The 19,474-nt window shown below is 67.7% G+C and carries 15 protein-coding genes; 10 read left to right on the top strand and 5 right to left on the bottom strand.

Features of this window, described 5'->3' with window-relative positions:
* The first annotated feature begins 155 nt into the window (after positions 1 to 155).
* Positions 156 to 800 carry a hypothetical protein gene (locus ING98_17230; GenBank protein ID MCA3103614.1) on the top strand — a complete coding sequence of 215 codons (645 nt, stop codon included), beginning with the start codon at positions 156 to 158 and terminating at the stop codon, positions 798 to 800.
* Between the two features lie 189 nt (positions 801 to 989).
* On the opposite strand, the gene ING98_17225 is transcribed toward ING98_17230, so the two are convergent.
* The 3 genes from ING98_17225 to ING98_17215 all read right to left on the bottom strand — a co-directional run bounded on the left by ING98_17225 (position 990) and on the right by ING98_17215 (position 2,445).
* The gene (locus ING98_17225) at positions 990 to 1,295 is read right to left on the bottom strand and encodes a HigA family addiction module antidote protein (protein MCA3103613.1); all 306 of its coding nucleotides are present in this window, start codon (positions 1,293 to 1,295) and stop codon (positions 990 to 992) included.
* A gap of 11 nt (positions 1,296 to 1,306) precedes the next feature.
* Positions 1,307 to 1,585, bottom strand: coding sequence for a type II toxin-antitoxin system RelE/ParE family toxin (locus ING98_17220; GenBank protein ID MCA3103612.1), 279 nt, complete (start codon positions 1,583 to 1,585; stop codon positions 1,307 to 1,309).
* Between the two features lie 350 nt (positions 1,586 to 1,935).
* Positions 1,936 to 2,445, bottom strand: a complete 510-nt coding sequence (locus ING98_17215) for a CIA30 family protein (GenBank protein MCA3103611.1) — start codon at positions 2,443 to 2,445, stop codon at positions 1,936 to 1,938.
* A 550-nt stretch (positions 2,446 to 2,995) separates the two neighbouring features.
* On the opposite strand from ING98_17215, the gene ING98_17210 reads away from it, so the two are divergent.
* The 9 genes from ING98_17210 to ING98_17170 all read left to right on the top strand — a co-directional run bounded on the left by ING98_17210 (position 2,996) and on the right by ING98_17170 (position 14,012).
* Positions 2,996 to 3,187, top strand: a complete 192-nt coding sequence (locus tag ING98_17210; GenBank protein ID MCA3103610.1) for a hypothetical protein — start codon at positions 2,996 to 2,998, stop codon at positions 3,185 to 3,187.
* 33 nt (positions 3,188 to 3,220) lie between these two features.
* On the top strand, positions 3,221 to 3,379 hold the full coding sequence (locus tag ING98_17205; protein MCA3103609.1) for an N-acetyltransferase: 159 nt from the start codon (positions 3,221 to 3,223) through the stop codon (positions 3,377 to 3,379).
* Positions 3,380 to 3,409: 30 nt separating this feature from the next.
* Positions 3,410 to 3,652, top strand: a complete 243-nt coding sequence (locus ING98_17200; protein MCA3103608.1) for a hypothetical protein — start codon at positions 3,410 to 3,412, stop codon at positions 3,650 to 3,652.
* Positions 3,645 to 5,954 carry an SLC26A/SulP transporter family protein gene (locus tag ING98_17195; GenBank protein MCA3103607.1) on the top strand — a complete coding sequence of 770 codons (2,310 nt, stop codon included), beginning with the start codon at positions 3,645 to 3,647 and terminating at the stop codon, positions 5,952 to 5,954. The genes ING98_17200 and ING98_17195 overlap by 8 nt, the downstream gene beginning before the upstream one ends.
* Entirely contained in the window at positions 5,951 to 8,200 is a 2,250-nt protein-coding gene (locus tag ING98_17190; GenBank protein ID MCA3103606.1) for an SLC26A/SulP transporter family protein, read from the top strand. Before ING98_17195 ends, ING98_17190 begins: the two co-directional genes overlap by 4 nt.
* Positions 8,201 to 8,485: 285 nt before the next feature.
* Positions 8,486 to 10,627 carry a CHAT domain-containing protein gene (locus ING98_17185; GenBank protein MCA3103605.1) on the top strand — a complete coding sequence of 714 codons (2,142 nt, stop codon included), beginning with the start codon at positions 8,486 to 8,488 and terminating at the stop codon, positions 10,625 to 10,627.
* Positions 10,628 to 10,637: 10 nt separating this feature from the next.
* The gene (locus tag ING98_17180) at positions 10,638 to 11,270 is read left to right on the top strand and encodes a Crp/Fnr family transcriptional regulator (GenBank protein ID MCA3103604.1); all 633 of its coding nucleotides are present in this window, start codon (positions 10,638 to 10,640) and stop codon (positions 11,268 to 11,270) included.
* A gap of 1 nt (position 11,271) precedes the next feature.
* Complete coding sequence (locus ING98_17175) at positions 11,272 to 13,131, top strand: adenylate/guanylate cyclase domain-containing protein (GenBank protein MCA3103603.1); 1,860 nt, start codon at positions 11,272 to 11,274, stop codon at positions 13,129 to 13,131.
* Positions 13,128 to 14,012 carry a fibronectin type III domain-containing protein gene (locus ING98_17170; GenBank protein ID MCA3103602.1) on the top strand — a complete coding sequence of 295 codons (885 nt, stop codon included), beginning with the start codon at positions 13,128 to 13,130 and terminating at the stop codon, positions 14,010 to 14,012. Before ING98_17175 ends, ING98_17170 begins: the two co-directional genes overlap by 4 nt.
* A gap of 9 nt (positions 14,013 to 14,021) precedes the next feature.
* Here the strand turns inward: ING98_17170 and ING98_17165 are convergent, their stop codons facing one another.
* Both ING98_17165 and ING98_17160 read right to left on the bottom strand, forming a co-directional pair.
* Positions 14,022 to 15,695, bottom strand: a complete 1,674-nt coding sequence (locus tag ING98_17165; GenBank protein MCA3103601.1) for a ShlB/FhaC/HecB family hemolysin secretion/activation protein — start codon at positions 15,693 to 15,695, stop codon at positions 14,022 to 14,024.
* Positions 15,696 to 15,774: 79 nt separating this feature from the next.
* Entirely contained in the window at positions 15,775 to 19,437 is a 3,663-nt protein-coding gene (locus ING98_17160) for a filamentous hemagglutinin N-terminal domain-containing protein (protein MCA3103600.1), read from the bottom strand.
* Positions 19,438 to 19,474: the final 37 nt, after the last annotated feature.

Raw genomic sequence — 19,474 nt, 5'->3', positions numbered from 1 at the left:
GTCGAAATTATGACTATCCTCGAATGCGCATTGCTGATGCTCTGATCGCTGAACCGGCCGTCTTGCATGAAGCCTCGCCGAGAAGGAATGCTGGAGGCAGTGCTGTTGCGCCATCATCAGGAGATGGCGGAGACGATGATCGAGTAAGGATGTCTATGGATATCGTTGAGAAAACTCGCCGACTGAAAAAGTACGAAGCCTCGGAGGCGGTGGCGTTCAGTTCTGAAGGCTCACCGGGAATGGACTTCTTGTCGCCATTCGGCCCCCTGATCGGACGGACGCGGATATCTGCGGGGCTGGTTGATCATCTCAACTCGGTTTCCGACGCAGTATCGACACCGGGGCAAGGCGCCGAGTTCGAGTTATCGGAAGCGGATTGTTCGTGGGGTGGCGAGGACTCTCTGCAAAGCTGTGTGACTCGCGCGATTCGAGCTTACGTCGAGAGTGTCGAACATGAACCGTCGGGGATGGTCCAACTGGACAACTTCTGGGTCGTCAGCCAGTTCGCAGGGACTCCCAGCCCGGTGCATTTCCATTCCGGAGATTTGTCCGGAGTGCTCTACCTGAAGGTCCCGACGATTCCATCGAATGAGGATCGCAGAAACTATATCTCGGGTCGTCAGGCGGGATACATCAATTTCCTGATTGGCGGCAAACAGAGATTTGCGAGGTCATTGATCAGTTTCAAGCCCGTGATTGGCGATCTCTACATCTTCCCGGGCTGGCTGTTGCACGGCGCGGAGCCGTTTCGCGGGACCGGTGAGCGGCGAAGTCTGGCGTTCAATGCAAGGGTAGCGTAGGGAGTGGCCTGCGAAGCTGAGTGGCCTGTGGTTCGGAGTAGGGACAATGAAGCTCCCGGCTCTGCTTTCCAGGCTCGAGATCGCCGCAGCACTCGCAGCTTGCGCGTCTCCGTCCGAGGCGGGCTGGCCGATCGATGTCGCGCTGGCCTGTACCTTGCCGACCATTCGTTACCGTCAACCTGGGCATGATCACGCTGCGGTCACGTGAAATACGCGGATCCTCGGGGAAAGCTTGGCTCGCAGTTCCCGATCAGCGACCCGGATGTCGTACTCGGACTGCAGGTTCAGCCAGAACCTGGGCTCCATGCCGAAGAACAACCCGAGCCGCAGCGCGGTATCCGCCGTGATGGGACGCTGGCCATTCACCAGTTCGCTGATCCGGCTCGGTGAGACGTCGATATCCGCCGCGAGCTGTCGGGCGCTGATGCCCATCGGCTTCATGAACTCTTCCAGCATGATCTCGCCGGGATGAATTTCCTCGAGCAACTTGGGCATGTTGCAAACTCCTAGTGGTAGTCCACGATCTCGACGCTGTGCGCTCCATCCGACTTCCAGACGAAGCAGATCCGCCACTGGTCGCTGACGCGAATGCTGTGCTGGGCTTTGCGGTCGGCCCTCAGCGCCTCCAGCTGGTTGCCCGGCGGGATTCGCAGGCTGGCGAGTTCGGTGGCGGCGTGTATCTGGAGCAACTTGCGCCGAGCGACGCGCTCGATGTTTCGGAAACGGGATACCGAGCGACTGTGAAACAAGGCTTCGGTATCGGCGCACGCGAACGAATGAATCATGCAACATTCTGGTAAACACGAAAGATTCTGTCAAACAGAATCTTCTTCCCGGAACAAGACCCACTCTTGCCAGTCCTGTGACCTGGAACAGGCAGCGTCGGCTAATGGCCCCACCCGCGCCCCGCTCATCGAGCGCAGCACGACCTGCCCCGCGGCGCTGCAGCGCCCGCGCGGGGCGTCCTGTCGATCTGCCCGCGCCCTCGAGGCAGCATCACACCACTGACCCACCCGGTGGCGCACGAACTGCGCGATGAAGCCCAGGGGTTCGAGCACCACGTGCGCGGTGCCGTCGCGCCAGCCGGCCGGCATGCACCGCACGACTGGCGGGATGCAGGCATGTCGGCGCAGGATCACGCCAGCGAGATCCGTCTGATATCCAGCCGGAAGGAGCCGGCCTGCCCAGCGGCGATCAACAGTCCCATCTGGCGGATACGCGCTGGATCGAGCGGCCGTGCGTCGGCCACGTCGCGTCCGCGGAAAGACGGGCGGAAGCTGTGCAGCGGCAGGCGCAGCGTGTGCCAATCGAAACCTTCGGGCGTGAAGCCGGACTGGTAGTTCACCCCGTCCATCAGCTCGTCGGTAAGCAGGCTGAGCTTGAAGTGCCTGCCGGCAGCGCGCACTTCAATCAGGCAGGCTTCCGCACCTGCCAGGCCATGCACGCCCGGCCCACCAGAAGGTGACCTGACGGACGCAAAGCCGCCGTTGCGGGCAAGGGACACCTCGCCCTCGAATACGGCGTAGCCGGCCTCCACGTAACGCAGGCGACTGCGCGACACGCCGCCCATCACACGGTCGTCGATCGCGTACCAGGTCTCCGCCACGCCGGGGTCGGCAAAATCGAAGATCAGCTTACCGCCCATCTCACACCTCCAGTCGATGCCGAGAGTGCCTTCCCTTTCGGGGACTTACCATGCATTGCCGGGTGCCGAAGATACGCATGGGCCGCGCGATCCTGGCGGTCGTTGGTCGTTGTGTGCGCTGCGTCGCGCAACCACCCAATGGTGACCTGCCAGAGGACGACTCGCACAAAAGCGGCAAACGTTGGCAAACAGGAGTGTGACCCGGATCAGGCGTTCGGATTCAACGCCGAACCGAAGCGCTGGATCAGCGTGAGCGCAAGCGTGCGGCCCGGCGGCGCGTCAGCGCACCTTCCTGCTGCAGCCCGGGCAGATCCTTGTCGCCGGAGAGCCAGCGAAGCGTGCGAAGGGCCGTGCCATCGCAGCGCAGCGAGGTGAGCAGGCTCAACCAGATACTGAACGACCCGGCGCTGCGCCTCGACGTCCACGCCACTCTCGCTCGATCGATGCGGCTGCGTGGACCCGCCTCGCCAGAGACCGGCTGGGGCGCACGGATCCTGGTGGCACGACGCGTCGGGCAGCTGGCCGGGGCGATGCCGCGCGGGAGTTGCTGGTGGCCGGCGCGCTCGCGCTTGCGCAGCGGCTCGAAGTATCCTCGTTGCGTGTGCTGTATCCTCTACGCGTTGATCGTCCGCCGCGGGTCCGTGCGGGGCTGATGGCACGCGAGGGCGTGCAGTTTCGCTGGCACAACAGCCGCCAGCAGGGGCATGGCACCGTCGGCGCGATCGACGACAGCGTGTCGTAACCGTTCACGGATTTTGGCGACTTCCTGTCGACGATGAATCACGACAAGCGCAAGAAGGTGAAGCAGGAGCGGCGCCGCGATCGCGATGCCGGCATCGGCCATCACTGGAAACGCGGACGCGAGATCACCGAGGGCGACTGGGCGTTCTTCTACCAGTGCTGCGCCGACACCTGCCGCCGGCATGGCCACTAGGCGTACCTGTCTCTGGAATTCTTCCTGCAGGTGGCGCAGGCGTGGCCGGAGCCGTTCGTGCTGATGCTCGGCGGGCGCAGCGATGCGGGCGTGGCACGTACGGTCACCTGTGCGCTCGGCGTCTACCGGGGCGGTACCGAATGGCGCTCGGGCCTGTACCTCGAGACCTGCTGCCACCAGTCGATCGAGTACTGCATCGCGCACTGTATCGATGAGTTGAACGAAGACGCGCCGTTTCGCTCGACCTGCGCCCCTGGCGATGGCGTTGGCTGACCCTGGCAGCAGGCACCGCTGGCAGCAGCAGTTCGGCGCCGGGCTGTCGGCCGCACTGATTGCCGTGCCGCTGTCGCTCGGGCTGGGCATCTTCGCGCTGCTGCCGCTGGCCAGCGGGGGCGGCGAGGACAGCGCGGACCGGATCGTCGCGCTCGGCGCACAGGCTGGCCTGATGACGGTCGCGGTCGGCACTCTGGTGGCGCTGGCGTTCCGGCTGGCGCGCCCGCGGGCGACGCCGCTGGTGCTCGCACCCAGCAGCATGCTTGCTTTTCTGATCGGCACTGCGACATTGCAGGCGCTGGTCGGTGTCGACCATCCGCCGGCTTTCGCACTCGCCTGCGTCGCGCTGATCACCGCCGGGGCTGGCCTGCTGCAGATCGCCTTCGGCCTGCTGCGCTTCGGCAATCTGGGCAAGTACGTGCCGCACCCGGTGGTGGCCGGCTTCCAGAATGCGGCGGCCGCGTTGCTGGCCATCGGACAGCTGCCGATGGTCACTGCAGGGGATCATCTTGCGTGGCTGCACGATCCCGCCGCAGCCGCGGCAGCCACGCCACCGCTCGCGCTGCTGGTGATGGGGGCCGCGTTCGTCGGTTGCCTGCTGGCGGCACGGCGCCTGCCCTGGCTACCAGCGATTCCGGCTGGGATGCTGGCCGGGCTGGTGCTGCACCACGCGCTCGCTGCGGTGGCTGGAACCGGAGCCGTCGGGCCGACCGTACTGGTGCCTGTAGCGGCGCTGCCGGACCCTGCCTGGCAGGGCGGATGGGCGCTCGCGCACGCCCTCGCCGAGGGGCCTTCGATCGAACCTCTGCTCCCCGCACTGCTGCTGCTCACGCTGAGCATCGCCATCATCGCGTCGATCGACGCGCTGCTCAGCGCGAAGGCGGTGGAGAACGCCAGCCGCCAGCGGATGAACGGCAACGGCCTGCTGCTGCGCGCGGGCACCGCCAACCTGATCGGCGGCGTCGCCGGGGCGGTGCCAGCTTCGGTCAATCTTGCCGCCAACTTCGCTGCAGCGGCCGCCGGCGGACTCGGCCTGATCGGGCTGGTGGTATGCGCGACAGCCGCCTGCGGCGCGCTGCTGGCGAGCGCTCCGCTGCTGGGCGTACTGCCGCGGGCGGCCGTCGGCGGCGCACTGCTCTTCGTCGCATGGAAAGTCATCGATCGCTGGACGTTGTACGCGCTGCCGCGGCTGTTCGCACGGCGCAATGCCGGTCGCGCGCGGCTCGCGCTCGACCTCGCGGTGGTCGCGTTGGTCGCGCTCACCACGCTGCTCGCCGATGCGCTGGTCGCGATCGCGGTGGGCGGGCTCATCGCCGTACTTTCCTTTGTGTTCCGGATGAGCGGGACGGTAGTGCGGCGCGCCTACAACGCCGCACAGATCGGCTCGCGCAAGGCGCGCCCGGAGCGCATCGCCCGGCTGCTTGCCGGACACAGCCAGACCATCCAGGTGTTCGAGCTTCACGGCGCGCTGTTCTTCGGCACCGCCGAGCAGTTGACCAGCCTGCTGCAGCGCGCGGTGCGCGCCGGCGCGACGTACATCGTGCTGGACCTTTCGCGAGTGACCGAGATCGACTCGACCGCTGCGCGCCTGCTCGCCGCAGAGATGGCGCGGCTGCGCGCGGCGAGCGTACACATCGTGCTGGCCGGACTGGCGCTGCGGCCGCTGGTCACCCAGGCGCTGGTACGCGCGCAGGTACTCGACGCTGCGTCGCCACGCGCGATGCATGTCGATGCCGACCATGCGATCGAGTGGGCGGAAGAGCAGATCATCCACGAGCAGTTGAGCACGCTCGGCGAACCGCTAGAACTGGACCTCGCGCGGAGCGATCTGTTTCGCGGCCTCGACGCGCATTCGATCGAGCGGTTGCAGGCGCTGATGCAGCGGCGCGAGTACGCGACGGGCGATATCCTTTTCCATGAGGGGGATGCCGGCGTCGCACTCCATGTCATCGTGCGCGGCTCGGCGAGCGTGCGCATGCGCGTCGAACACGGGGATCTGCTCGCAGCCGAAGGCGATCGCGACACGCGCCAACACGCCCAGATCGGCGAGGACAGCCTGCGCATGGTCACCTTCGCCCCGGGCACCGTTTTCGGCGAGCTGGCACTGCTCGACCACGAGCGGCGTTCGGCCACGGTGATCGCCGACGAGCCGATGGTGTGTCACAGCCTGAGCGCCGAGGCGCTGGCGCACCTGCGCGAGCAACACCCGGCGATCGCGCTCGCGGTGCTGCGCAACGTGAGCCGTGCGCTGGCAGAACGACTGCGCGACACCACGCGCGCGATCACCCACCTCACCATATGAACCGCCTGTCGATCGATGCCGGCGGGTTGCGCACGCTGCAGCGTGAGGCCGCGGCCGGGCTCAGCGCAGCGCTGGTATCGCTGCCGGTCGCCATCGGCTACGGCCTGTTCGCCTTGGCCCCGCTCGGCCCGCAGTTCTACAGCTACGGCGTGGTCGCCGGCCTGTACAGCGCGATCGTGATGAACGCCGTGGCGCTGCTGATGGGCGCGCGCGCACCGCTGCTGTACGGTCCCCGCAACATGGTCGCGTTCATGATCAACGCGCTGGTGCTGCATCTGCTGGTCGAGCAGCACGAGGAGCTCCTGGCGCAACTGGCGCCGCAGCAGGTGGTGGCGATCGTGCTGCTGATAGGACTGTTAGCGGGGGTCGCGCAGATCGCACTCGGCGCACTGCGCGCAGGCGGAGCGGTCAAGTATGTGCCGCACCCGGTGATCGCAGGCTTCCAGTGCGCCGCCGGGTTGCTGCTGATCGTCGGCCAGTTCGACGCGGTGACCGGGCAGCACGAGCCGCTGCGGCTGGCCGAGCTGTCGCGGCAGCTCGCCGGGGTCGAAGTCGGCGCCGTGCTGGTGGCTGCGCTGACGCTCACCGCGTGTCTGGTGCGTCCCCGGCACTGGTCGCACCTGCCGGCACTGGCCGTTGGCGGCACGGCAGGTACGCTCGCCTTCTACCTGCTGCAGGCCCTGATTCCGGACTTCGCCGGCGGCGCGGTCCTCGGAGGCCTGCCGGCAGGCCTCCCGGCACCGGTCTACCCGGGCACCCTTTACTGGGCACTGACCGAGCCGGCACTGCGCGAGCTGCTGCCCTCGATCGCGATCGGCGCAATATCGATTGCGCTGATCAGTTCGCTCGACGCGCTGCTCGGTGGCAAGGCGCTCGCCGGCGAGAGCCGCCAGGCGTTCCGCGGCAACCAGGAGCTCACGCGCATCGGTGCCGGCAACATCGCCAGCGCACTGTTCGGGGCGATTCCCGGCGCGATCGCGCTGGCCTCCAGCGCCGCAGGCCAGCGCGCCAGCGGCCGCACGCGTGGCTACTGCGCCGTGCATCTGCTGCTCGTGCTCGGCGCGGTGGTGCTGCTGCCCGATGTGCTGGCGATGATCCCGCGCGCAGTGATCGGCGGCATCCTGGTGGCGGTAGGCATCGGGCTGATCGATCGCTGGACACTGCAGCAGCTGGCGTGCGCCATGCGCGCAGGTCCGTGTGCCGCCGCTGGCGTATGGCGCGAGCTTTCGATCGTGGGCCTCGTCGCGGGGGTGGCGCTGGCGATGAACATCGTACTGGCCGTGGCTGCCGGCATCGGCATCTCGGTCGTGTACTTCATCGTGCGCATGAGCCGATCGGTGATCCGCCGCAGCTACCGCTGTGCGTTCGTGCGCTCGCGCCGCAGTCGGCCGCGCAGCGAGGCCGAGCAGCTGGCGGAGCTCGGCGAGCAGATCGTCGTGTTCGAGCTCGAAGGCGCGATCTTCTTCGGCACCGCCGAGGACCTCGCCAAACGGATCGAGGCAGCTTGCGTGCGCACCCCCACCTTCGTCGTCATCGATGTCGGCCGGGTCAGCGAGATCGATCTGAGCGGCTCGCGCATCCTGAGCCGGGTCAGCGACCTGCTGGTGAGCGACGGGCACCATCTGCTGATCGCCGGATTACGCGAGGGCAGCCCGCTCGACCGCTACCTGGACGCCGCCGGCACGCGCACGGCGATCAGCAGCGAGCGCATCTTCCCCGACATCGACCGCGCGCTGGAGTGGGCAGAGGACGGGTTGCTGCGCGCCGCAGCCGGCGCCGCGACGGCGCGGCTCGGCCTCGCGGCCACCGTCGACGCCGTCGAGTTGTCGCAGTTCGAATTGTTCAATGGGCTTGATGCAGACGAGCTCGCCCTGCTGCGCGCCGAGCTGACGCTGACGCGTCACCCACGAGGCGCCACCGTGTTCGAGGAGGGGGATCCGGGTGATTCGCTTTACCTGGTGATCGCCGGCAGCGCCAGCGCATTGCTGCGCGGGCGGCGCGTGCGCCTGGTCACCTTCTCCGCGGGCACCTTCATCGGCGAGGTAGCGATGATCGATCAGTCGCCGCGCACCGCCACGGTGATCGCCGACGATGACCTCGCATGTCTGGTCCTGCCGCGCACCGGCTTCGACCGGCTCGCCGGACAGTCGCCAGGCACTGCAATCACCATCACCGCCAACCTGTGCCGTGAACTCGCGCACCGGCTGCGGCGCACCAACCGGACACTGGTGGAACTGAGTCGTTGACTGCGGCAGTGACCTGAGCCGACCTGACAGCGATGGATCGGGGCTGCGGGTCACAGCGACAGTTCACAGCCGCAGTCAACGACCACAGGTCCGGCCTGCCTGGAGCGCTTGCCCGGCTCCGGAGGCCCTGCTACCGTCCGTACCATGGTGACAACCGAACCCGAAAGCACTTTGTCACGCCGCAAGCCCCGGACTCGCAGCCTCTGGCGCTCGCTCGTTGCCGTGCCGATGTGCACGCTTTCGCTCGCTGTGGCAGCAGCCAGCGCACCGGCAAGGGAAGATGCGATGCAAGGGGCTGAACGCTTGCTGCTGGAGGCGCAGCGGGTGGGCAATCCGGAGCGGCTGGCGCAGGCCTACGCGTTGCGCGCCGCCGCCCATCAGGGCGCGGGAGATCGCCAGCGTGCGCTCGCCGATGCGCAGACCGCCTCGCAGCTCTTGCCTGCCAGCGCCTCTGCGCCGCTGCGCGCAGCCATTGCCGGCACTCTCGGCCAGGCGCGGCTGCGCGCCGGCGAGATCGACACCGCCGAAGCGCCGTTGCAGGAAGCGATCGTGCTGGCAAGCTCGTCTGGCAATACGCGTATCGAGGCTGTGGCAGCCAACGATCTGGGCTTGCTGTACCTGCGCCTGCAGCGTCTGCCAGATGCAGCACTGCAGTTTCGCCGCGCGCAGGCCGCTGCGGAAAATGCCGGCAACACACTGACAGCGGCCAGCGCGGCGATCAATCTGGGCCGCCTCGAGTTTCGCAGCGGCAACCTCGCCGCCGCGACCGGCGCCGCCAGCGGTGCCGAAAAGCTGCTGGCAACGGCACCCGTGAGCCGGGACACCGTGCTTGCGCGCGCCGCTGCGGGCGATCTGCTGCGCGAACTCGGCCGCACTGCAGGAGACCCGGTGGTGCGCGCCGCACGGTTGTCGCTCGAGGGCACGGCCACGAGCGCCGCCGAACTGCGCGATCCGTACGCGGCCGCATTCAGCCTGATCCATCTGGCTGAACTCGAGATCGACCAGCGCAATCTGCCAGCCGCTGCCCGGCTCAATGCACGGGCGCAGTTCGCGGCGCAGGCGTCCGGTCAACCGCTGGCTGTGTTCCGTGCGCAGTGGCAGTCTGCCCGGTTGCTCGACACCGCCGGTGACGCCACCGGCGCGATCAATGCGTATCGCGCCTCGCTCGCATCGCTCAACGAGATCAAGCCGGACATCGCGGCCGACACCTGGGCGGCGGGCGACGCCTACCGGGAGCGGGTCGGCGCCGCCTATCTCGGTTTCGTCGAACTGCTGCTGCGCCGCGCCGGGCAGGACAGCGATACGCAGCGCTCGGCGGCTTCGCTGCGCGAAGCGCGCGCGGTCATCGAGCGCTTTCGCACCGTCGAGCTGGAAGACTACTTCCGCGACGACTGTGTCGAGCGGTATCTGGCAGGCATCCGTCCGCTCGAGCAGGCGGCCGCAGGCACGGCGATCATCTATCCGATCCCGCTGCGCGACCGGCTGGAGCTGCTGGTGAGCGTGGGCGAGCGCATGTATCGTGTCTCGGTCCCGGTAGGCGAAGAACAGTTGCGACGGGAGACCAACGCACTGCGTGCAGCGCTGGAAAGAAGAACGACCTTTCGGTACCTGCCCCATGCACGCCAGCTCTACGACTGGGTGATCCGGCCTCTGGACACGATACTGACCGGCGCATCGGTGCATACGCTGGTGATGATTCCGGATGCGCCGCTGCGCGGCGTGCCGCTGGCGGCGCTGCATGATGGCAACGACTTCCTGCTTGCCCGTTACGCGGTGGCGATCGCGCCCAGCCTGACGCTGGTCGATCCAAGACCACTCGCCAGCCGGGGCACTTCGATTCTGGCTGCGGGCGTATCGCAGGCAGTGCAGGGATTCACAGCGCTGCCGGCAGTCGAGGGCGAGTTGAGCGAAGTGGCCGCTTTCGGCGCGAAGGCGGTGCTGCTCGACTCGGCATTCAGCGCGCAGGCGTTCGAGAAAAACCTGCGCGAAACGCCGGTCTCGGTAGTCCATGTCGCTTCGCATGCGCGTTTCTCCGCCGACTCGCGCCAGTCCTTCCTGCTCACCTATGACGGACGGCTTTCGATCGATCGGCTCGAGCAGCAGTTGCGCACGACTCGACTGCGCGACGACCCGATCGAGCTGCTTCTTCTCAGTGCCTGCGAGAGCGCGGCTGGCGACGAACGGGCTGCGCTGGGTCTTGCCGGGGTGGCGGTCAAGGCCGGCGCGCGCAGCGCCGTGGCCACACTGTGGCAAGTCAGCGATGCGGCGACCCGGGTGCTGGTGGGAGAGTTCTATCGGCAGCTGGCACAGCCCGGCGTGAGCAAGGCCGAAGCGTTGCGCCGTGCGCAGCAACTGCTGCTGTCCGACCTGCGCTACAGGCATCCCGGGCTCTGGTCGCCATTCATGGTCATTGGCAACTGGCTTTAGCGCGCTCGCGATGACGACCGACAGCGAGTTCCCGGAAGACGTGTTGGTCCGTCTGATTGCGGCCCATGGCACGGCCCGCTGCTATCCGAAGAACGCTGTGATCATCGCCGAGGGCGATCCCTCGGACTGGCTCTATGTGATCGTGTCTGGCCGGCTGAAGGTCTACCTGAGAGACGACACAGGCCGCGAGGTGGTTCTGGCGACCCGCGGCCCGGGCGAGTATGTCGGCGAGATGGCCCTCGACTCCGGCGTGCGCACAGCCTCGGTGATGACGCTCGAGCCCTGCGAGCTGTCGGTCGTGTCCCAGCAGGCGTTCCTCGAGTTCATCGCCAGCGAGCCGGGTGCGGCTTTCAGCCTGATCCGGACACTGATCCGGCGTGCGCGCGAAGCCTCGGAGAACATCCGCAATCTTGCCTTGCTCGATGTCTACGGCCGCATCGCCCGACTGCTGCTGGAACTGGCGACCGAGCAGGACGGCAAGCTGGTTGTACAGGAGCCGCTCACCCAGAAGGATATCGCCGAGCGTGTCGGCTGCTCGCGCGAAATGGTGAGCCGTATCTTTACCGACCTGTCCTCAGGCGGCTACATCAGTTTCGAGGGGCGCCGGGTGCATATCGAGCGTATGTTGCCCAAGCGCTGGTAGCGTGGGGAACCCGTCGACCGTATCCAGCCCGGGGCAGTCTCTGGCCGAGTCCCGGTCGATCCTCACCGCTGCGCGCAGCCGCGGGATCGCCGCGCTGTGCTGTCTGTGTGCGGCGGTGCTGCCGTTCACCTCGCCAGTGCAGTGGCTGGACCACAAGCTGGTCGATGCGGGACAGCGCGTCTTGCAGGCGGTCGCACCACGCGCAGCAGACATCGAAGTGGTCGTGATCGGCATCGACGATGCGACACTGCGCGCCTTTCCCGAGCCGCTCGCGCTCTGGCACCTGCGGCTCTCCACCCTGTTCTCGGCACTGTCCGAAGCGGGGCCGCGCGCCGTCGGCCTCGATGTCGAGCTGCCCGATCGCTCGCTCGCCTTCATCCAGCCGGAGCTGGACCGCACGCTTCTGCGTGCCCTGTCTCAGCTCGCTCGCGCGCAGCCGCTGGTAATTGCGCGTGGCCTGGATCGCGATGGCCGACTCAAGCCGGTGTTCGTGCCTTATCTGACCGTGCTTGGTGCCGACGGCAGCGCGCTGGCCGCCCTGGAGGTCGACCCGGACGCGATCGTTCGGCGCCTCACACCGCGCCTGGGCGACAGCGAGGGCGGCATCGAAACCTTCAGCAGCCTGCTGGCCCGCCGTCTTGGCCGCACACCGACCGCCGGTCTGATCGACTACAGCGTCGGGCCGCGTTTCAGCTATCTGCCGCTGGTTGAAGTCCATGCCTGGGCAGTGGCAGGCGACAAGCTGCGCTTGCGTGCCGCAATGCTCGACAAGGTCGTCCTGATCGGCAGCGTACTTCCCTTCGAGGATCGACATCGCGCGCCAGTGCGGCTGGCGGAGTGGGAACACGCGGACACCGTGCCGGGCGTGCTGCTGCATGCGCAGGCACTGCGCACCCTGCTCGGGCCGGGACCGATCCGGCCAGTGGCACTGCCCTGGGTGATGCTGCTCGCAGCGCTCGCCGGCCTGCTCTGGTTCTGCGGGCGCAGGCCTGCGGTCGGACTGGCGTCGCTTGCCCTGGTCGCACTGGCGCTGGCGGCATCCGCCCTGTTGCTGCTGCATCGACAGTGGTGGCTGCCGATCGGCGGCGCGCTGCTCGGGGCGGGACTGGCCACAGGCGCGCGCCTGTTCACTCAAGCGTGGCTCAGCCATCGCGAACGACACTGGCTGCAGCGTGCGTTTGCCGGGGCAGTGAGCCCTAACGTGCTCGATCTGATCGTCAGCGGCCAGCTGCAGGCCGGCACCGGCAGCGGCCGGCGCACCCTGTGCGTGATGTTCGGCGACATCCGGGACTTCACGCAGTTGACCGAACGCAGCGAACCCGAAGAGATCGTCGATCTGCTCAACCGTTACTTCAGCCAGGTGACTGCGGCCGTGCACCGGCACCAGGGCACGATCGACAACTTCCGCGGCGATGGCATCATGTGCATGTTCGGCGCACCCCAGCCTTCGGCCGACCCCGCGCAGGAAGGCTTCAGCGCTGCGCGCGACATCCTGACCGGGATCGATCAGCTCAATGCGGAGCTGGTTGCGCAATCGCGGCCGGCGATCGCCATGGGGCTGGGGCTCGCGCTGGGCGAGGCCGTGGTCGGACGCGTCGGGTCGGCGGAGCGCAACGAGTACACCGCGATCGGCGACTGCGCCAATGTGGCAGCCCGGCTGGAGGGACTGACCCGCGAGCTCGGCTATCCGGTTCTGGTGAATAATCACGTTGCGTCGGCGCTGCAGCCCGGGATAGCGTTCGACGATCTGGGGTATCACGCGCTCAAGGGTCATGCTCCAGTTCAGGTTTTCGGATGGCCCGCACGCGCAGCCGGGGTTTCCCCCGAAGCCGGTGTGGCCAATGCAGAGGTGTCCCGATGAGCAGAATTTTCGCTGGATCAGTTTCCCGAGCAGTCGCCGGGTCGATGGCGATGGCGCTGGCGGCGATGCTGGGCAGCTCCTTCGCCTGGAGCGCGACCATGGCTCTGGTGATCGACACGCAGGGCACCAGCAGCCAGCGCTCGAAGGCGCGCGTCGAACTGCTGAGCGAACTGGCCCCGGGCAGCGAACTGCAACTCGATGCAGCCGCGCGGGTTGTGCTGGTACACACCGTCACCGGCGTGGAGTACACGCTGTACGGTCCAGGCGATTTTCGCTGGACCAACCAGGGCGCGCAGTCGCTGCGTGCAGGCGGACGCATCACCACCCGTGAACCGCTCGGTGGCGCACTGCGCGAGGTGTCGCTGCGCACCGGACGACTTGCGCAGGCAAGCATAGCGATGCGCGGCGAGGGCCAACCCGAGCCACTTCGACTGACTTCGCCCGTGGCCACCTGGCTGCTCGAGATGCCACGCGAGTTCAGCTGGCAACCCGGGCCAGGCGCTCTGAGCTATCGGTTCGAACTCACCGATTCGCGCGGCACCCTGATTCATGTAGTCGAGTCGTTGACTGAAACCCGGCTCACCCTGCCGCCAGCACTCGGTCTCGAGCCCGGCCGCACCTATGCCTGGCAGGTGACGGCACACCTGCCCACCGGGGCGAGGCTGGAAGGCTGGACCGAGTTCGGGGTGGCCGGCGATTCCATGCGCGCGAGCGCCAGCCGAGCGCAGCCGCCTGCAGATGCCGGCTTTTCCGACCGGCTTCTCTACGCCGCCCTGCTCGATACCTGGGGCTTGCGTGAACAGGCCGATGGCGAGTGGCGGCGGCTGGCATCCGACCGGCCGGACGAGCAGCGGATACGCGCGCGCGCCGCAGCACAGTAACAGTTCGTCTCAGAACGAAGTCACATAGGTCAGACGCAGGTGCCAGCCATTGTCGGCCAGCGTCGAGGTCGGCGTCCGCACCGGGTGCAGCGCGTCCCCGTAGTAGATGTGCAACTGCACGCCGGCGTAGGGTTCCCAGCGTACGCCAGCGCCGATGCTCGACAGATAACCGGGCGCTGGCGCGGGATCGTTGCGCAGCCGGCCCTTGCCGGCATCGGCGAACACGGCCAGCTGCAGTGCGCCGTCCGTCTTGGCCTGGGCGCGTTGCCCAGGAAGCCGCACATGGCCAACCAGATGCCGGTACTCGATCGAGGAGAACCAGCCGCTGTCGCGTATCTGCACATCCTTGCGATACCCACGCACACTGTCAATGCCGCCGAGCGCGTAGCGCTCCGGGCCGAGCAGACTGTCGTTGGACTGCTGGTTCTCCGCCCTCGCGACCAGGGTGCCGCGTGCACCCAACCGCTCGATCCACTGCCCCTGCACCAGCGCCGAGGTGAACTTCGAATCGGCGATGCCGGGCGCGCTGGCGACCGATGCCCCCATCGCGTCCAGCCCGAAGGACACAAGACCGCGCAAGGCCACCACGCGCTGGGTCGAGCGCCCCACCCAGTCCAGCCCGAGGCGCAGCGCGCTCACGGTGGTCACGCCATCGGGGGCGCCGGGCACAAACACCGACGGCTGACCGAGAAAATAGTTGCGCGTGCGCCGGTTCGAGACTGTCGCGGTGGCGATCAGCGATCTGGCAAGCGCAGTGATCAGCGGCTGCGACAGCGCAAGATCGAACCCGCTCGACGCCGCGCTGATGTCGAGCTGGTCGAGCGGGGCCTCGACGATCCGGCTTCGAGTCTTCGCCAGCCGAAACTGCACCTGGGTGCCGCTCGCATGAATCGGCATCACGACGCTGAACTGCCCATCATCCAGACCCTCGGTTACCGCACCACGCAGCGTGATCACTTCACCAGCACCGAACAGATTGCGTGCGCCCACGAATGCCTCGGCCTGGTTTGTACCCACCACTGGCGAGCGATCGTTGCCATAGGCGAAGCTGGCGAAGTACACCGGCCCGCCAGTTACATCGACTCGCAGGCGTGCTGCGCCCGGCTGGCTGCCGGGTGCCAGTTCGCCCGACAGCCGCTCGATCTGCGGATCCTGCAGCAGCAACTGCATCTGCTCCTGCAACCGATTCACATTGAGCACCGGCTCCGCACTGCGAGCGAGGCGGTCGCGCAGATAACCCGGCCGGAAGCGGTGCTGGCCGATGATGTCGATGCTGGTAAGTCGGCCTTCGATCACCAGCACCCGCAGCTCGCCGTCGTTCACCTCCTGATCCGGAATCACTGCGCCTGAGTTTATGTAGCCTGCCTCGATGTACCGCCGAGTGATCGCCAGCCGGATCGCCTCGAGTTCGGCAGCACCGATCCGTGTGCCCAGATACCTGGCCACCACCTCTTGCAGTTCAGGCGCGCTGAACACGGTGTTGCCCTCGAACCGCAGCGCGCGCAACAACAGCGCCGGCTGCGTGGCCAGACTGCCTGCCTCGGGTGCCCTCCCTGGCGGCACCACCGGCAGCAGCAACTCCGGCCGTACCGGCGCGCGCGGCAACTCGTCTGGCAGCGACTGCAGGTCACGCGGTCGGCTGGGCTGATCGGCAGGCGGCAGCGCGATCTGGGCTCTTGCCATCGACCCGGCCACTGTCGCGCAGGCCGTGGCTGTCGCCAGGATCAGCGACTGGAAGCTGCAGCCTGGCCGCCGATGTCGTTCAGCGGCAGGCAAAGTGGAACGCGGGCGTCGCCCAGGCAAGCAGGGGCGACGCAGACACGCCGGCCGCCGCACTGGCGCCGGAAGAATCCGCTGGGTCGAAGTAGCTGGAGAACAGGTTCTGCTCAGGCGAGAACGGCAGACCACTGCGGCCAGTGGCACGCAGACTGCTGCCACTGCTGCTGCCGCGTACCGAGCAGGCGGTGCGCAGCAACGAAGTGGCGTCCAGGAACTGCGAGGGCAGTGCAGCCAGCGCGCTGACCAGATCGATGCCAGAGGTACTGACCTGGACTGTGCCAGGAAGCCCGAGTGCCGACGAGGCGTCGATCAACGTCCCGGGCGCGTTGAAGAAATAGTTGGCGACGATACCGATATTGCCGCCCGGTCCGCCGAAGGCATTGGCGACGATACGCGAGCCCTGCTCGAACACCACGAATATCGGATCGATCGCGATGTTGCCCCCGGCGCCGGCGCCCGACCCGACGGCCGTGCTCACTTCACCGCCCTTCAGGTGCAGCAGCGTACCCACCGTCACATCGATGTTGCCGCCGTCGCTCGCTGCGGCCCGGGTGCTGATCGTGCCACCGAACAGCTGCAGGCGATCGCTCGCGCTCACCGCGATCGAGCCGGCATTGCCGGTGCCGGTAGCGGTGGCAGTGACCCGGCCACTGTCGCTGATCAGGATTGCCGGCGCGTCCAGGCTGAGATTGCCGCCATTGCCGGAGCCGGCGCTGTTGCTGGAGATCGTGCTCGGGAACGGGCCCTGTGCACGGCCGGCAGCGCCGCGTACGAGGTCAGGCGCTATCGTGTCGGCAACCACCGCTGTCGCATCTACACCGCTCACCCGGATCGAGCGGCTGGCGGCGATGTCGACGCGCCCGCCGGCACCGCTGCTGCTGGTGCCAGCGTCGATCCAGCCGCCGTTGACCACCGCAAGGTCGCCGGCGCGCACCGTCAGCGGGCCGGCGTTACCGGCACCGGTGGTCGAGGTGCGCACGATGCCGCGGTCGAGCGTCATCGTGTCAGCCGCCAGCACGATGCCGCCACCGGCACCGCTGCCCTGCGTCTCGGCGTACAGGCCGGAGAAGGCCGCGTCGGTCGGACTGCGGCCACTGATCAGCAGACTGCCGGTGGCGGCGATGTCGATCGAACCGGCGGCACCGGTCGAGCCGGTGGCCGAACGCGCATCGACCTGCGCGCCATTGCGCAGAGTGATGTCGCCTGCGCGCAGCGTCACCGAGCCGCCACGGCCGTTCAGCAGCGCGTTGCTCTGGATGCGCCCATCGTCGAGCAGGATTGAGGCCGCGTTGACGCTGATGCTGCCGGCGTTACCGCTGCCGCGCGCCTGGCTGCTCAGGCCGCCTGGCCAGAGGGGATCAGCCCCCGAAAAGCCGACACCGTACGCCGGCGCCCGTTCGACCATCTCGAAGGCACCGGTGAGGTTGATCGTGAGCGCACCGGCGTTGCCGGCGGTGCCATCATTGGCGTTGACTTCGATGCGCGAGGCACCGGTCATGCGCAGCGCTTCTCCGGTGATGGAGATCCGGCCGGCACTGCCTGTCGTCGTGGGCGAGAACCCGCTCAAGTCCGGATCGGCCGAGGCGACGATAACGGCCCCATCCTGCATCACGATACTGCGTGCCGAGATGTCGATCAGGCTGCCGTCGCGCGGGCCTTCGGTGGTGGAGACGATGCGGCCGTCGTGGGCCATGCGCAGCGAATCGGCACGCACCAGGATCTGACCCTGTTGACCGGTACCCCAGCGCGTGCGCGAGAACAAGGCGCCACCATCGAGCAGCACCGAGGGAGCATCGATCAGGATCGTGCCCCCGCGCCCGCCACCTTGTGTGACCGCTGCCACGCGCGCGAAACTGCCGCGATCGGCTGTCGTATCGATTGCGAACGAGGTGGCAGCACGAATCTCGACGTTGCCACCATCTCCGGTCGACTGACTGTTGGAACTCTCGATGTTCACGTCCCGCTGCAGGACGCCCGGCTGCAGCCGGATCGTGTCGCCGTTCAGGCGTATCGCGCCGGCGTTGCCACGGTCGTAGGCGACGCTGATGATGCCCACCCCGGCGACGGTGATCTGCGGCGCGGTCACGCTGATGTCGCCGGCACCACCGGTGCTGTAGCTGTAGGTGTAGCCGAGCGAATCGGTGGGCGCGAAGCGTTGCGCGGAGATGATCATGTCACCGCCACGTCCGCTGCCGACCGCCCTCGTCCCGTACTCGGCAAGCCCACTGGTGAGGATCACGGGGGCCGACAGCAGGACGTTGCCGCCGCGACCGCTGCCCCAGGTGTCGGACAGCACGCTCGACACGTTACCGTCCCAGTCGACGCCGGACAGTTCGATCAGGCGGCTGGCATTGACGCTGATGTTGCTGCCGGGCCCGCTGCTGGTGTTGCGCATGTAGCTGTAGACGAAACCGCCATTGACGATCGATGCCTCGCCAGCATCGATCGTGATCGCGCCGCCGGCACCGGCGCCACGGCCATCGATCTGCACGATCCCCGCGTCCACCACCACCCGGTCGCCGCGCAGCACGATGTCGCCGCCGCGCCCCCCGGCCAGCGCGAAGCTGGTGATCGCGGTGTAGTTCGGATCGGCCGGCTGCGCGAGCACGGTCAGCGGGCCCTCGGCGGTGAAGCGCAGGTCGCCGCCGCGGCCGGTCGAGCCGGCGATTGTCTGCACGCGGGTGTACTGGTCGAACTGCATCGCCGGTGCGTCGATCACCACGTCGGCGCCACGCCCCCCGGCATTGGAGCGCGAGACGATCGTCGCCCCGCGCGCGATGAAGCCGGCGCCGTTGATCGTGCCGTCGCTCACCCCCGTGGACGTGATCTCGATCGGCCGCGCATCGGCCGCCTGGCTGTTCACGCTGGTGATCGATGCCCCGGCGATCGCAATCTGTCCGCTGCGGATCACGATGCGGCCCGGTGCCAGCGCCATACTGGCCACGCTCTCGGCGTTCAACTGCGCACCGCCGCTCACCGTGATCGTTCCGTGCGCCAGGCCAGCGCTGGGCGTGAGCCCGGAATCGAGGGCGAACTCGCCCGCGCCAGCCGCACTGGCGATGCGCAGATCGCCGCCGCGCCCGCGCACGCGCGCAGCCGCACCGCTGATGGCGACGTTGCCGCCGACATACGACACATCCTTGCCGAAGGCGCCGTTCAACACCGAACCGGTGATGGTGATCGGCGCAGGCGCCGGCCCGAGGAAGCCGAACGCCTGCGGCGGCGCGATCGACAGCACGCCCGGGTCGACCGCAACTGCCTCGAAGCGCGTGCCGTCGCCCATCCGGATGTAGTTCGCGGTGGTCGCATGGAACGACCCGGTCAGATCGAGCGTCGCCCCGCTGCCGAACAGGATGCCGGCCGGATTGATCAGGTAGAGATTGGCGCCGGCGATCGATGTCCCCAACTTCCCGTTGATGCTCGACGCGGTGCCGCCGGTGACCCGTGCGAGCACGTTGCCCACCGACACAGGGCCGCTGAACATCGCACTGCCGCCGGTGGATACGTTGAACGTGGCGAAGCTGTGAAACAGGTTGGCGCCGGCCTGCCTTCCGAGCGAGGCGGGGATGGTCACATTGGCACCGGACAGCGTCGAGGCTGCACCCAGCGTCCCATCGGTCACGATCTGGGCGCTGGCTGGGGCCATCACGCCGATTCCAGCAGCAACGATAGCCACCCGATCA

The organism is Rhodocyclaceae bacterium (genome assembly GCA_020248265.1).
Lineage (GTDB): Bacteria > Pseudomonadota > Gammaproteobacteria > Burkholderiales > CAIKXV01 > CAIKXV01.
This window is presented reverse-complemented; position numbering and strand designations above follow the sequence as displayed.

What these genes read in the sequence shown, in the direction of transcription:
- ING98_17230 (MCA3103614.1), top strand. Translation starts at nt 156, where the DNA reads ATGGATATCGTTGAGAAAACTCGCCGACTGAAAAAGTACGAAGCCTCG.
- ING98_17225 (MCA3103613.1), bottom strand. Translation starts at nt 1,295, where the DNA reads ATGCCCAAGTTGCTCGAGGAAATTCATCCCGGCGAGATCATGCTGGAA.
- ING98_17220 (MCA3103612.1), bottom strand. Translation starts at nt 1,585, where the DNA reads ATGATTCATTCGTTCGCGTGCGCCGATACCGAAGCCTTGTTTCACAGT.
- ING98_17215 (MCA3103611.1), bottom strand. Translation starts at nt 2,445, where the DNA reads ATGGGCGGTAAGCTGATCTTCGATTTTGCCGACCCCGGCGTGGCGGAG.
- ING98_17205 (MCA3103609.1), top strand. Translation starts at nt 3,221, where the DNA reads ATGAATCACGACAAGCGCAAGAAGGTGAAGCAGGAGCGGCGCCGCGAT.
- ING98_17190 (MCA3103606.1), top strand. Translation starts at nt 5,951, where the DNA reads ATGAACCGCCTGTCGATCGATGCCGGCGGGTTGCGCACGCTGCAGCGT.
- ING98_17185 (MCA3103605.1), top strand. Translation starts at nt 8,486, where the DNA reads ATGCAAGGGGCTGAACGCTTGCTGCTGGAGGCGCAGCGGGTGGGCAAT.
- ING98_17180 (MCA3103604.1), top strand. Translation starts at nt 10,638, where the DNA reads ATGACGACCGACAGCGAGTTCCCGGAAGACGTGTTGGTCCGTCTGATT.
- ING98_17170 (MCA3103602.1), top strand. Translation starts at nt 13,128, where the DNA reads ATGAGCAGAATTTTCGCTGGATCAGTTTCCCGAGCAGTCGCCGGGTCG.
- ING98_17165 (MCA3103601.1), bottom strand. Translation starts at nt 15,695, where the DNA reads ATGGCAAGAGCCCAGATCGCGCTGCCGCCTGCCGATCAGCCCAGCCGA.
- ING98_17160 (MCA3103600.1), bottom strand. Translation starts at nt 19,437, where the DNA reads ATGGCCCCAGCCAGCGCCCAGATCGTGACCGATGGGACGCTGGGTGCA.